Raw genomic sequence first — 13,520 nt, forward strand, 5'->3', positions numbered from 1 at the left:
TAGTCCGCGCGACCGTTCGTGCCACTCGACAGAAGGCAGTCGTCGGGCACCGACAGAACTGAAAGACTCGGGGCCGTCTCTAACTGTGCAGGAGGGCGCGCCAGAGCGGTTCGCACGCCACGCATAACGACGAGGGGCAGACATGACGACTTGGATCATCACCTACAGCAAAGACGGCAACACGGCAGTGCTGCGAACCGATTCCGAGCATCAGCCAGACATCGATGAGGCGGTCGAGCTGGTTACCCGCAAGGCGGAGCGCGAGTACGAAGCCGACCTCAATCACGAACACGATGCCGATCTCGACGATACCCCGGCCACGCGCCTGGCCGAACGTTACGGCATCACCATCACCGGCATCGCCCAGGCCTAGAGCGGCCAGACTTCCCCATCCCCGACCAGAAACAGACGCCGGCCTGGCCCGGCGTCGATTTCGGCTGCGCCGGTGAAATCGCCAAAGGCGGGCAGCAGGCTGACCCGTTCGCCGAGGCAGAAGCACGGCAGGCGCAGGCTCTGCCGGCCGCGCCCGCGCAGGCGGTAGGCCGGGTGCAGGTGGCCGGCGAGCACATGGTGCGTCGGGTGTGGTTCGGGCTCATGCTGCAGGGCGAACGGGCCCAGCAGCAGGGGCTCGCCAACGACTTCGATGCCCAGCTCGGGCGGCGGGTCGCCGGCGCGTCGATCATGGTTGCCGCGAATCAGCGTCAGCCGGAGCCCGGCGTGCCGATGACGCCAGGCCGCAAGCTGCGCCAGGGTCGCTGGCGCATGGGATTCGGGCGCGTGGAGAAAGTCGCCGAGAAAGATCAACCGTCTGGCGGGATAGCGTGCGAGCAGGGCGTCGAGTCGCGCCAGATTGGTCTCGGTGGTGCCGCTCGGGACTGGCTGGCCGAGCCGGCGGTAGGCGGCGGCCTTGCCGAAATGGATGTCGGCGATCAGCAGCGCCTGCGGTTCCGGCCAATAGAGTGCCTTGTCGGCAAGCAACCAGAGTTCGGTGGCACAAAGGTCGATGGCGAGGTGCGCAGTCACGGGCTTGGGCTGAGTCCTGGGGGCTTCTTCTTCTGTCGCGGGCGGCCGTCCTTGCCTGTTCGCGGCCGTCGAGGGCGCGGCGTCTCGCGTTCGACGGCCGGCACCGCGGCGGGCTCGGGCTGGTAACCACCCGGGCCGGCCGCCTTGTCCAGTTCGGCGACCATGCGGCGGATGCGGTCGGCGAGTTTCTCCGAACTCAGGCTTTCGCGGAAGCGTTCGACCAGCAACGGGAAGGCCAGCGGCGTCGGGCGCCTGACCTGACGCAGATCGAGCCGGCGTTGCTGCAGCCGTTCGAGCGTCTGGCGCAGGCGGTCGAGTTCGAGCTCCTGACGCAGCACTTCCTCCTGGGCCTGGCTGAGCAGCAGGTTGCCAGGGTCGTACTGGCGAAACACATCGAAGAACAACCCGCTGGAAGCCTGCAGCTGGCGTGCGCTCTTCTGCGCGCCGGGGTAACCGGAAAACACCAGCCCGGCGATTCGGGCGATCTCGCGAAAGCGCCTGCGCGCCAGCTCGCCGGCGTTGAGGCTGGCGAGCACGTCGTGCAGCAGCCTCTCGGTGTGGAACAGGCCGCTGCCGAGCGCGCCCGGCCAGTCCACCTCGGTAGGGGCCAACAGCTCCAGGCCGTAATCGTTCACGGCGATGGAAAAACTCACCGGCTGGCGCTGGCCCATGCGCCAGGCCAGCAGGCTGGCGAGGCCCAGATGCACATGGCGGCCGGCGAAGGGATAGAGGAAAAGGTGCCAGCCTTCGCGTGATTTCAGTACTTCGGCGAGGAGCGTCGTTTCGCCCGGCAGCGCCGACCAGGCCTGCTGCACCGCGAGCAGCGGCTGCACCAACTGCATCTCGGGACTGGCGAAGCGGCGGTGCGCGGCGGCGCTGAGCTGCTCGACCACTGCGTCGGCCAGCTCGCTGGAGAGTGGCATGCGCCCGCCGTTCCAGCGTGGTACGGCGGCCTTGCGGCCACTGGCGCGGTTGACGTAGACGGTCATGTTCTCCACGCGCACCAGCTCCAGCAGACGCCCGGCGAAGAGGAAGCAGTCGCCGGGGCGCAGGCGGGCGATGAAGCCTTCCTCGACCGAGCCCAGAGAACGACCGCCGCCGCCCTTGGCCCAGAACTTCACCGTCAGGCTGGCATCGCTGACGATGGTGCCGATGCTCATGCGATGGCGCAGTGCGACGCGCCGGCTGGGCACTTTCCACAGCCCCGAGTCATCCGGTTCGACGCGCTGGTAGTCGGGATAGGCGGTCAGCGATTCGCCGCCGTGGCGCACAAAGGCCAGCGCCCATTGCCAGTGCGCGGCCGGCAGTTGGCGGTAGGACCAGGCCTGACGCACCTCGGCGAGCAGTGCATCCGGGTGAAAGCCGCCGGCCAGCGCCATGCTCACCAGGTGCTGCACCAGCACGTCGAGCGGCTGGTGCGGGGCCTCGCGCGCCTCGATACGCCGCTCGGCCACGGCGCGTTGCGCGGCGGCGGCCTCGACCACTTCCAGGCTGTGGGTTGGGACCAGTGTCACCCGCGAGGTGCGCCCCGGCGCGTGGCCGGAACGGCCGGCGCGCTGCAGCAGGCGCGCCACGCCCTTGGGTGAGCCGATCTGCAGCACCCGCTCGACCGGGAGGAAATCCACCCCGAGATCCAAGCTCGAGGTGCAGACCACAACCTTGAGCCGACCTTCCTTGAGCCCGAATTCGACCCAGTCGCGCACTTCACGGGCCAGCGAGCCGTGATGCAGGGCGATCAGCCCGGCCCAGTCCGGCCGCGCATCGAGCAACGCCTGGTACCAGAGCTCGGCCTGCGAGCGGGTGTTGGTGAAGACCAGCGAGGTGGCGGCGCCGTCCAGCTCGGCGACCACCTGCGGCAGCATGCGCAGGCCCAGGTGCCCGGCCCAGGGGAAACGCTCGATGCTTTCGGGCAGCAGCGAGTCGATCGTCAGCGGCTTGTCCACGCGCCCCTCGACCAGCCGGCCGCCGCCGGGATGCAGCAGGACTTCCAGCGCGTGCGGCAGGTTGCCGAGGGTGGCCGACAGCCCCCAGACGACCAGCTCCGGCTGCCACTGACGCAGGCGGGCAAGCGCCAGTTGCAGCTGCACGCCGCGCTTGTTGCCGAGCAGCTCATGCCACTCGTCGACGACCACCATGCGCAGCCCGGCGAACGCCTGTCGGGCGTCGGCGCGGGTCAGCAGCAGGGTCAGGCTTTCCGGTGTGGTGACCAGCGCGCTGGGCAGGCGTCGGCCCTGGCGTGCCCGCTCGGCGCTGTCGGTATCACCGGTGCGCAGGCCGACGCTCCAGGCGATGCCAAGCCGCTCCAGCGGCGCCTCCAGGGCGCGAGCCGTGTCGGCGGCCAGCGCCCGCATCGGGGTGATCCAGAGCACGGTCAGCGGCGCCGGCTTGCCCGCCGTGCTGGCGGCAGGTGCCTTCGCCGCGAAGCGGTTCAGCGCACCGAGCCAGACGGCGTAGGTCTTGCCCGAACCGGTGGTGGCGTGGAGCAGCCCGGATTCCCCATCGGCTATCGCTTGCCAGACCTCACGCTGGAAGGCGAACGGCCGCCAGCCGCGACCGGCGAACCATTGCTCGCTCAACAGCCCGGTGGCGTCAGTCATGGGGCGTGCCGTGCCGGTTCGCAGTCGAGACCGCTCTCGCGCACGAGTGGGGCAATTCCCGTGGGAGAGGCCTTGGCCTCGCGGTCGATAGCCGGGGCGGGGTGGCAGGGCCGGGCGATCATCCCAGCAGCTCCTTGAGCGTCTCCAGCGTATCGGCTTCTTCCACCGGCTTGTCGTGGCGCCAGCGCAGCATGCGCGGGAAACGCACGGCGATGCCGCTCTTGTGCCGGCTGCTGGCAGCGATGCCCTCGAAGCCGAGTTCGAAGACCAGCGTTGGCGTGACGCTGCGCACCGGGCCGAACTTCTCCACCGTGGTCTTGCGCACGATGGCGTCGACCTGGCGCATCTCCTCGTCGGTTAGCCCGGAATAAGCCTTGGCGAAGGGCACCAGTTTGCGTTCGGGATCACCCGGCGCGCCGTCCCAGACGGCAAAGGTGAAATCGGTATAGAGGCTGGCGCGGCGGCCGTGGCCGCGCTGGGCATAGATGAGCACGGCATCGATCGAGTAGGGCTCGACCTTCCATTTCCACCAGAGCCCGACATCGCGGGTGCGGCCGACGCCATACTGGCCGGCGCGTGCCTTGAGCATCAGCCCTTCGACGCCGAGGCGGCGCGAGGCCTCGCGCTGGCGCGCCAGCTCGGCCCAGCTGTCGGCCTCCAGCAGCGGCGAGGCCATCAGGATCGGGTTCGCGCAGCGCTCGACCAGTGCCTCGAGCTGGCGACGACGCAGATGATGTTCCCGTTTGCGCCAATCCTCACCTCCCCACTCGAGCAGGTCGTAGGCGAGCACCGCTACCGGCGCCTCCTGCAGTACCCGGGCGGTGAGGTTCTTGCGGCCGATGCGCTGCTGCAGCAGGGCGAAGGGCTGGACGCCGAAACGTGGGGCCGGCAACTCGGCCTCATCATCGGCAGCCAGGCGGGCCTGCGGCGAGGGCTGTTGCCAGACCACGATCTCGCCGTCGATCACCGTGCCGTCGGGCAGGCAACCGGCCAGTTCGCATAGCTCGGGGAAGCGCTCGCTGACCAGTTCCTCGCCGCGCGACCAGATCCAGATCATTCCGTCGCGCTTGACCAGCTGGGCGCGAATGCCGTCCCACTTCCATTCCACCAGCCAGTCGGCCGGCGGGCCAAGCAGCTCGTCGAAGCGCTCCGGAACCGCCTGCAGCGGATGGGCGAGAAAGAACGGATAGGGCTGACCGCCGCGCTGGGCGTGCTCGTGCTCGGATTCGGCGGCAATGAGCGCACGATAGCCCTCGGCATCGGGGCGGTGGGAGAGGTCGGTATAACCCACCAGGCGCTGGGCCACGCGCTTGGGGTCCAGATCAGCCAACGCCGCGAGTGCGCGGGTGACCAGCAGGCGCGACACGCCGACACGGAACGCGCCGGTGATCAGCTTCAGGCTGACCATCAGGCTGTGCCGGTCCAGCTGCGCCCAGAGCGTAGGCAGGCGCTCTGCCAGTGTCTCGGGGGGCAGGCCACGTAGCGGCAGCAATCGCTCCTGCATCCACACCGCCAGCCCCTCGTCGCTGGCCTGTGTCGCTTCGGGGACCAGCAGGGAGATGGTTTCGGCCAGATCGCCGACCGCCTGGTAGCTTTCCTCGAACAGCCATTCCGGCACTCCGGCGACGGCCATTGCGGTTTCCCGCAGCAGCCGCGTCGGCACCAGCTGGCGCGGGCGGCCACCGGCCAGAAAATACACCGCCCAGGCCGCATCCTCGGCCGGCGCCTCACGAAAGTAGTCGCGCATCGCTGCAAGCTTGGCGTTGCTCGACGTGGTCGCGTCCAGGCGCGCATAGAGATCGGCGAAAGCTCTCATGCCGGGGTATCGCCCTGTTGTGCCGGCACGTCGTCTTCCTCGCCGTACTCGGTTTCGAAGGCCTGTGCATCGAGCCCCCGGACCTCGCGCAGATAGCGCACCAGCACCGCCACCGAGCCATGGGTCACCATCACCCGCTCGGCGCCGGATTCGCCGATCGCCCAGAGCAGCCCCGGCCAGTCGGCGTGATCCGAGAGCACGAAGCCGCGATCCACGCCGCGCCGCCGGCGGGTGCCGCGCAGCATCATCCAGCCGCTGGCGAAGGCGTCGGCATAATCGCCGAAGCGGCGCATCCAGGTGCTCCCGCCAGCCGACGGCGGCGCAATGACAATGGCCTGTCTCAGGCGTGGGTCGCTCTTCGCCAGGTCGCCGGCGTAGAGGGTTTCCGGCAGGGCGACGCCGGCTTCGCGGTAGACCCGGTTCAGCGGTTCGACGGCACCATGCACGACGATCGGACCGATGCCGGCTTCCAGCCCGTGGAGGATGCGCTGCGCCTTGCCGAAGGCGTAGCTGAACAGCACGCTGGTGCGCCCGACCGCGGCGTTGGCCCGCCACCAGTCGTTGATCTCGCGGAACACCTCGGCCTGCGCCGGCCAGCGGTAGATCGGCAGGCCAAAGGTGGACTCGGTGATGAAGGTATGGCAGCGCACCGGCTCGAACGCCGCGCAGGTGGCGTCGGGCTCGACCTTGTAGTCGCCGGAGGCCACCCAGACTTCGCCGCGGTACTCCAGGCGCACCTGCGCCGACCCGAGTACATGACCGGCCGGGTGAAAGCTCAAACGAACACCGTGGTGCTCGAGGGTTTCGCCGTAGGCCAGTGTCTGCAGCGGCATATCGGCGCCGATGCGTGCCCGCAGGATGCCTTGGCTGTCCTGGCTGGCCAGGTAGTGCCCCATGCCCCAGCGCGCATGGTCGCCGTGAGCATGGGTGATGACGGCGCGTTCGACCGGGCGCCAGGGGTCGATGTAGAAATCACCGGGCGGGCAGTACAGGCCTTCGGGGCGGGCGACGACAAGATCCATGGCAGACGGTGCGTGGCGGGCTTGCTGGTTTGGAACCCGGCGCGGCCCCGCGAGTTCGCTGGCCGTGCCGGCGGCGTGGTTTACCGCGGTCGCACGCGCTGGTGTAAGCGCTGCGTCAGCGGCGCTCAGTTCGCCAGGGTCAGATGCGAAATGTTCGGCACGCTGCCTGCCGTCTCGCGGGGCAGCTCGCCGAGGTCGCTGCCGACCGGCGCCAGGTCGAAACGGGACAGATCGAGGGGCGGTGCCGCGGCCGCGGGGCGGGCGTCCTGCAGGTCGGCACCGATCGGCGCGATACCGAAGTCAGGTGCCTGCACCTCGGCGAAGGCAGCCATGTATTCGTCGCGCGGTGCCACCTCGAGGCGACCGACCGGTGCCGGTGCGGCCGCCGCTGGCGGGGGTGCCAGCTCTATCTCCTCGATCTCGCCGGGCATCGGACAGACTTCGATCCGTGCCCCGGCTCGCTCGATGGCCTGTCGATACTTGTCCACCCCGGCCGCGTCGAGGTTCTGCTTGATGACGATGCGCCGCCCGGAGAACAGCTGGGCGATGCGCTGGGCGTCGGCCTGGAACAGCCGGGCCAGGTTGGCGCGGACCTGAGCCGGGTCGGTCCCGGGCAGCAGCTCTCCGCAAAAGGCGATCTCATAGCGGGCGTCGGTCATGGTGAGTTCACGTCCTTGAAAGGCTTGGCGCACGTTAATCGATGTCGGCCGGCGGGCAAAGCCTGGGGCGCAGCTTCAGGGCAGCGGTGCGAAGAGCGCCTCGATATCGCCTGGCTGCAGCTCGGGCAGCTCGCGGGCGGCTCCCTCGAGCACGCCGGTCGCCAGCTCGGCCTTGCGCCGTTGCAGCTGCTGGATGTGCTCTTCGACGGTGCCGCGGGTGATCAGCCGGTAGACAAACACCGGTTTGTCCTGGCCGATGCGGTAGGCGCGGTCGGTGGCCTGGTTCTCAACCGCCGGGTTCCACCAGGGGGCGTAGTGGATCACGGTGTCGGCGGCGGTGAGGTTCAGGCCCGTGCCGCCGGCCTTGAGGCTGATCAGGAACACCGGCGCCTCGCCGCGCTGGAAGCGCGCCACCGGCGTGCGCCGATCGCGGCTGTCCCCGGTCAGCTTGAGGTAGCCGATGGCGTGCCGCTGCAGCGCTTGCTCGATAAGCGCAAGCATCGAGGTGAACTGGGAGAACACCAGCACCCGGCGCCCCTCGGCGACCAGCTCCCGCAGCATGTCGAGCAGGCTGTCGAGCTTGGCGGAACCCTCGCCCTGTCTGGGGGTGCCCGCCTCGCCCTTGACCAGCCGCAGGTCGCAGCAAACCTGGCGCAGCTTGAGCAGGGCCTCGAGGATGACCATCTGGCTGCTGGCCAGCCCGCGTCGGGCGATTTCTTCGCGTACCTTGCGATCCATGGCCAGCCGCAGATGTTCGTAGCGCTCGCGCTGCGCCTCGTTGAGTTCGACCCAGTGGACCATCTCGCTCTTGGGGGGCAGCTCGCTGGCGACTTCCTCCTTGCGCCGGCGCAGCAGGAACGGTGCGATCCGCGCTTTCAGATGGGCCAGGCGATCCGGGTCGCCGTGCTTTTCGATCGGTGCGCGGTAGTCGCGGTTGAAGGCCTTGGCATCACCCAGCCAGCCGGGCATGAGGAAATCGAACAGCGCCCAGAGCTCGCCGAGATGGTTTTCCAGCGGTGTACCGGTCAGGCACAGCCGTTGCCTGGCGTCGAACCGGCGCACGGCCTGCGCGGCCTTGCCCGACGGGTTCTTGATGTTCTGCGCTTCATCGAGCACCAGCAGGTGCAGCGGTTGCTGGCGCAGCGATTCGATGTCTCGGGTCAGCAATGCGTAGCTGGTCAGCAGGAGGTCGTATTCGCCGAGCTGGGCGAAGTGCTTGCGTCGGCCGCTGCCTTGCAGGGCCAGTACCCGAAGCTGCGGGGCGAAGCGTGCGGCCTCGTCCTGCCAGTTGGGAATCAGGCTGGTCGGCATCACCACCAGCGCAGGGCGGTCGAGGCGGCCGGCCTCCTTCTCGATCAGCAGGTGGGCGAGGGTCTGCAGCGTCTTGCCCAGGCCCATGTCGTCCCCAAGAATCCCTCCACAGTGCAGCTCGCGCAGGGCCTGCAGCCAGGCCACCCCTTGCAGCTGATAGGGCCGCAGCGCTGCACCGAGCCCACTGGGCGGCGAGAGGGGCGCCTGGCGCAGCTGCTGCAGGCGGGTCGCGGCTTCACGCAGCGCTTCGCCGCCGTGCCACTGCAACCCCGCGTCGGCGAGGCCGGCCAGGCGTGCGCCGTCCTCGCGGCTCAGATGCAGCCGACCGCCTTCGAGGGCCTCGTCGAAATACAGCTCGCCGAGCGTGGCGAGGATCGGCCGCAGCCGCGCGAGGGGAAGCAGTACCTGCAACGGCTGGCCATCGCTGCGCCGCGCCTGGTCGAGCTGAATGCGCAGCTGGTCGTCGTCGCTGCGTTGCTGCAGCTGCCGAGGGCGCAGCAGATCACCATGCTGGCGGATCAGCTTGAGCAGTACCGGCAGCAGCCCGATGCGCTGGCCGTCGACGAGAATGCCGACATCGAGATCGAAGCCGTTATCGGCTTCGTCTTCGTGGATTTCGGCGTACCAGTCATCGATTGGCGTCAGGTCGTAAAGAAACCCCGGATGCATGTCGATCTGCCAGCCCTGGCGACGCAGCTCCGGCAACTGCTCGCGGACGAAACGCAGCCAGGCATCTTCGTTGGGCAGCAGGTACATCTCCGCCGAATCCCTCGGCAGCGCCTGGCTCTGACGCAGCGCTACGCGAAAGCCGAGGGCCTCGAGCTGCCGCCGCAAGGCCTGCTCGGTCTGTGGCTGGCGGGCAATCAGCAGGAGCTCGTCGCCGTCCGGCTGGCGCAGGCGCTCGCCGTCGCGCTTGCCGTGCACCACGGCGTTGCCATAAACGAAGCTCAACCCGGCGCGGTGCTGGTACTCGCTGGCCATGCGCTGGCTGCCTGGCTGGTAGTTGATCGCCAGGTGGCTGCCAAGGCTGAGCCTCGGGGCGGGCTGCAGGTCATCGACCAGGCGTTCGGCCCGGGGCGCCGTCACGCGTCGCTCCTGCATTGGCGAACTGCGCAACCGCTCATGGCGGCGTGACCTTGATCAGCAGGCCGAGGCCTTGGTTGTCGAGGAAGTTGAGCCGGTTCGGTTCCAGGCGCCGCCGCGTGCTCAGGCGCTCGCTGCCGAGCAGTTCGCCATAAGCGCCGAAGCGGTTGATCCAGAAGGTCGCTTCGGCGGTCACGTATTGTCCGGGCTGCAGGCGCAAGGTGCCCTGCACGGGGTAGTGCGCGTAGTGCCGTTCGCCCGCGACGAGTGCGACCGGTTGCGTAGCGAGGGTAATCGGTTGCCGCCAGGCACGATGCAGCAGGACCTGGTAGCCCTGATCGGGTACCAGCTGCGCCGCCAGGGCCATCAGGGCCGGTTCGCGATAGTCGCGGTTACCCAGCAGCCGCGCGCCTTGCGCCCAGTCGTCCGGTGCCGGTCGGCTGGCCAGCAGGACCGGGCCCTGGCGAAACAGGATGAGTTCGATCCGGTATTGCTGCTCGGCCAGCAGGGGCGAGCAGAACAGCGCCGCCAGCACGGCGGCGCAGTACGACAACCGCATAGAGCGTCCTTATTGGTCAGTCGGGGCGAGCCGTTCGAGCAGCGCTTCGAGCGTATTGAAGCGTTCTTCCGGCCGCTCCATCGGGACCTGGAATTTGAACAGCGTAGCGCCCTCGAACTTGTAGCGACTGGGCTGGCTCTGGATCAGCTTGATCAACACCATCGGGTCGACCGAGGTGTCGGCCGAGAACTCGATGCGCCCGCCCTGCGGCCCGGCGTCGATCTTGACGATGCCGAGCTTCTCGGCCTGCAGCTTGAGCAGCGTCAGACGCACCAGGTTCTTGGTCGGCTCGGGCAACAGGCCGAAGCGGTCGATCATTTCCACCTGCAGCTCCTTCAGCCCGTCCTCGTCGGCCGCATTGGCGATGCGCTTGTAGAGGATCAGCCGCGCATGCACGTCCGGCAGGTAGTCCTCGGGAATCAGCGCCGGCAGGCGCAGGTTGATCTCCGGGCCGCCGCCCAGTGGCTGCTCGAGGTTGGGTTGCTCGCCTTTCTGGATGGCCTTGACCGCACGCTCGAGCATCTCCATGTAGAGCGTGAAGCCGACCGCCTGGATCTGGCCGCTCTGGCCTTCGCCGAGCAGTTCGCCGGCGCCGCGGATCTCCAGGTCGTGGGTCGCCAGGACGAAGCCGGCGCCGAGATCCTGGGCGTTGGCGATGGCTTCCAGGCGCTTCTGCGCATCGTCGGTCATGGCCTTGCGCGGTGGAGTGAGCAGATAGGCATAGGCCTGGTGGTGGCTGCGCCCGACGCGGCCGCGCAGCTGGTGCAGCTGGGCCAGGCCGAACTTGTCGGCCCGCTCGATGATGATGGTGTTCGCGCTGGGCACGTCGATGCCGGTCTCGATGATGGTCGAGGCCACCAGCACGTTGAAGCGCTTGTGGTAGAAGTCGCTCATCACCTGTTCGAGTTCGCGCTCGCGCATCTGCCCGTGCCCGATGGCGATGCGTGCCTCGGGCACCAGCGTCTGTAGATCCGAGGCGCATTTCTCGATGGTCTTCACGTCGTTGTGCAGGTAATAGACCTGGCCGCCGCGCAGCAGCTCGCGCAGCAGCGCTTCCTTGATGGTCGGGTTGTTTGCCTCCATGACGAAGGTACGAACCGACAGGCGCCGCGCCGGCGGCGTGGCGATGATCGACAGGTCGCGCATGCCGGCCACTGCCATGTTCAGCGTGCGCGGAATTGGCGTGGCGGTCAGGGTGAGGATGTCGACCTCGCTGCGCAGCGCCTTGAGCTGCTCCTTCTGGCGCACGCCGAAGCGGTGCTCTTCGTCGATGATGACCAGCCCCAGATTGCTGAACTTGACGTCGTCCTGCAGCAACTTGTGGGTGCCGATGAGGATGTCGATCTTGCCCTCGGCGAGTTCGGTGATGGCGTTCTGCACATCCTTGGCGGACTTGAAGCGGCTCATTACTTCGACGCGCACCGGCCAGTCGGCGAAGCGGTCGCGGAAGCTGTTGTAGTGCTGCTGGGCGAGCAGGGTGGTCGGTACCAGTACGCCGACCTGCCGACCGCCGTGCACGGCGATGAAGGCCGCACGCATGGCGACTTCGGTCTTGCCGAAGCCGACGTCGCCGCAGACCAGCCGGTCCATCGGTTTGGGCGCGAGCATATCGGCCCGCACCGCATCGATCGCCGCTTGCTGGTCGGGGGTTTCCTCGAACGGGAAGCCGGCGGCGAAGGTTTCGTAGTCGACCTGCGGATCGGTGAATGCGTAGCCCTGGCGCGCCGCGCGCCGCGCGTAGATATCCAGCAGTTCGGCAGCGACGTCGCGTACCTGCTCGGCGGCCTTGCGCTTGGCCTTCTGCCATTGTTCGGAGCCGAGCTTGTGCAGCGGCGCCAGCGCGTCGTCGCTGCCGGTGTAGCGGGCGATCAGGTGCAGGCTGGAGACCGGCACGTAGAGCTTGGCGTCGTCGGCGTACTGCAACAGCAGGAATTCCTGCGCCTGGCCTTCGATCTCCAGCGTGACCAGCCCCTGGTAACGCCCGACGCCGTGGTCGATATGCACCACCGGCGAGCCTTCGCGCAGCTCGGTGAGGTTGCGAATGACGTTGTCGCCACCGTCGCGGCCCTTTTCCCGCCGCCGCCTCTGCATGACGCGCTGGCCGAACAGCGGGCTTTCGGCGATCAGTGCGAGGTCGTCGAGCAGCATGCCTTCGTCGAGCGGTGCGATGGTGATCGCCAGGCGTTCCGGGCTTTGCAGGAACCCGGGCCAGCCGTCGACCTCGACCGGGCGCAGCTTGAGTCGCGCCAGCAGCTCTAGCAGCACCTCGCGGCGCCCGGCCGATTCGGCGCTGAACAGGACGCGGCCGGGGTATTCGTCGAGAAAGCGGCGCAGCTTGCCGAGCGGCTCGCCAGCCTTGGCTTCGATGGCCAGGTCCGGCAGCGTCTGCACCGAGAAGCGTTGCCGGCCCACGCCCGGCTCGATGTCCTGCGCGCTGGCGATCACGCGCGGCCAGTGTTTGAGCCGCGCGAAACAGTCTTCCACCGGCATGAACAGCTCGGCCGGCGGCAGCAGGGGGCGTTCGGGGTCGACGCGGCGCTCCTCGTAGCGATTGCGCACGTCGTTCCAGAACTGCTCGGCGGCCTGCTCGATGCCGGGCAGGGAAAACACCTGGGTGTCGTCTGGCAGGTAGTCGAACAGCGTCGCGGTCTCGTCGTAGAACAGCGGCAGGTAGTATTCGATGCCGGCAGGGGTAATGCCGGTGGAGAGATCCTGATAGATCGGGCAGCGGCGGAAATCGACGTCGAAGCGCTCACGAAAGCGCGCACGGAATCCCGTGACGGCTTCCTTCTTCAGCGGGAACTCGCGTGCCGGCAGCAGTCGCACCGAGTCGACCTTGTCGACCGAGCGCTGCGATTCGGGATCGAAGGTGCGCAGTGTCTCGATCTCGTCATCGAACAGGTCGATGCGATAGGGCTGCGCGCTGCCCATCGGGAACAGGTCGATCAGTGCGCCGCGCACGGCGAACTCGCCATGCTCGTAGACCGTGTCGACGCAACGGTAGCCGGCGGCCTCCAGGCGCGTGCGCATCTCCTCGACCTCGAGCTTCTGGCCGACGTCCAGTACCAGGCTGGAGCCGAGCAGGAAGCGCTTGGGTGCCAGCCGATGTAGGGCCGTGGTGACCGGCACTACCAGCACGCCGTGGGCCAGCGACGGCAGGCGGTAGAGCGTGTCGATGCGCTGCGAAATGATGTCCTGGTGCGGCGAAAACAGGTCGTAGGGCAGGGTTTCCCAGTCGGGGAAATGCAGCACCGGGAGTTCGGGGGCGAAGAAGGCGAGCTCTTCCTGCAGGCGGTCGGCGCTCTGGCTATCGGCAGTCAGCAGAAGGGTGAATCGGTTGGCGTTGCTGGCGGCTTCGGCGATCGCCAGGCTCAGCGCAGCTCCGGAAAGGTTGCCCCAGTGTTGCTTGCCGCCGGCGGCAGGCAGGGGCGCAAGGCGCAGGACGGACAC

General features: G+C 68.2%; 9 protein-coding genes. 1 reads left to right on the top strand and 8 read right to left on the bottom strand.

Annotated elements, in window-relative coordinates; all coding sequences use genetic code 11:
- Positions 1-142: 142 nt before the first annotated feature.
- Positions 143-373, top strand: a complete 231-nt coding sequence (locus tag CL52_RS06990) for a hypothetical protein (protein ID WP_041106161.1) — start codon at positions 143-145, stop codon at positions 371-373.
- Here the strand turns inward: CL52_RS06990 and pdeM are convergent.
- From pdeM to mfd, 8 genes are all read right to left on the bottom strand, one after another.
- Positions 370-1,023, bottom strand: a complete 654-nt coding sequence (gene pdeM, locus CL52_RS06995; protein ID WP_041106159.1) for a ligase-associated DNA damage response endonuclease PdeM — start codon at positions 1,021-1,023, stop codon at positions 370-372. The two genes, CL52_RS06990 and pdeM, sit on opposite strands and share 4 nt — an antisense overlap.
- Positions 1,020-3,620: a ligase-associated DNA damage response DEXH box helicase gene (locus CL52_RS07000; protein WP_043219345.1), complete on the bottom strand. Its 2,601-nt coding sequence runs from the start codon at positions 3,618-3,620 to the stop codon at positions 1,020-1,022. Before CL52_RS07000 ends, pdeM begins: the two co-directional genes overlap by 4 nt.
- Before the next feature lie 118 nt (positions 3,621-3,738).
- Positions 3,739-5,436 (bottom strand): ATP-dependent DNA ligase, encoded by a 1,698-nt coding sequence (locus CL52_RS07005; RefSeq protein WP_043219348.1) that lies wholly within the window; start codon positions 5,434-5,436, stop codon positions 3,739-3,741.
- Positions 5,433-6,458, bottom strand: coding sequence for a ligase-associated DNA damage response exonuclease (locus CL52_RS07010; protein ID WP_041106153.1), 1,026 nt, complete (start codon positions 6,456-6,458; stop codon positions 5,433-5,435). Before CL52_RS07010 ends, CL52_RS07005 begins: the two co-directional genes overlap by 4 nt.
- 125 nt (positions 6,459-6,583) lie before the next feature.
- Positions 6,584-7,117 (bottom strand): hypothetical protein, encoded by a 534-nt coding sequence (locus tag CL52_RS07015; protein ID WP_043219350.1) that lies wholly within the window; start codon positions 7,115-7,117, stop codon positions 6,584-6,586.
- 75 nt (positions 7,118-7,192) lie between these two features.
- On the bottom strand, positions 7,193-9,514 hold the full coding sequence (locus CL52_RS07020) for a DEAD/DEAH box helicase (RefSeq protein ID WP_425288333.1): 2,322 nt from the start codon (positions 9,512-9,514) through the stop codon (positions 7,193-7,195).
- Between the two features lie 34 nt (positions 9,515-9,548).
- Positions 9,549-10,070: a CsiV family protein gene (locus tag CL52_RS07025; protein WP_043219353.1), complete on the bottom strand. Its 522-nt coding sequence runs from the start codon at positions 10,068-10,070 to the stop codon at positions 9,549-9,551.
- Between the two features lie 9 nt (positions 10,071-10,079).
- Positions 10,080-13,520 carry a transcription-repair coupling factor gene (gene mfd, locus CL52_RS07030; RefSeq protein WP_043219354.1) on the bottom strand — a complete coding sequence of 1,147 codons (3,441 nt, stop codon included), beginning with the start codon at positions 13,518-13,520 and terminating at the stop codon, positions 10,080-10,082.

The organism is Stutzerimonas balearica DSM 6083 (assembly GCF_000818015.1).
In the GTDB taxonomy this organism is placed as follows: domain Bacteria; phylum Pseudomonadota; class Gammaproteobacteria; order Pseudomonadales; family Pseudomonadaceae; genus Stutzerimonas; species Stutzerimonas balearica.

Bases quoted from the DNA above. Each gene is read 5' to 3' on its own strand.
- CL52_RS06990 (WP_041106161.1), top strand. From the start codon at position 143: ATGACGACTTGGATCATCACCTACAGCAAAGACGGCAACACGGCAGTG.
- CL52_RS07000 (WP_043219345.1), bottom strand. From the start codon at position 3,620: ATGACTGACGCCACCGGGCTGTTGAGCGAGCAATGGTTCGCCGGTCGC.
- CL52_RS07005 (WP_043219348.1), bottom strand. From the start codon at position 5,436: ATGAGAGCTTTCGCCGATCTCTATGCGCGCCTGGACGCGACCACGTCG.
- CL52_RS07010 (WP_041106153.1), bottom strand. From the start codon at position 6,458: ATGGATCTTGTCGTCGCCCGCCCCGAAGGCCTGTACTGCCCGCCCGGT.
- CL52_RS07015 (WP_043219350.1), bottom strand. From the start codon at position 7,117: ATGACCGACGCCCGCTATGAGATCGCCTTTTGCGGAGAGCTGCTGCCC.
- CL52_RS07025 (WP_043219353.1), bottom strand. From the start codon at position 10,070: ATGCGGTTGTCGTACTGCGCCGCCGTGCTGGCGGCGCTGTTCTGCTCG.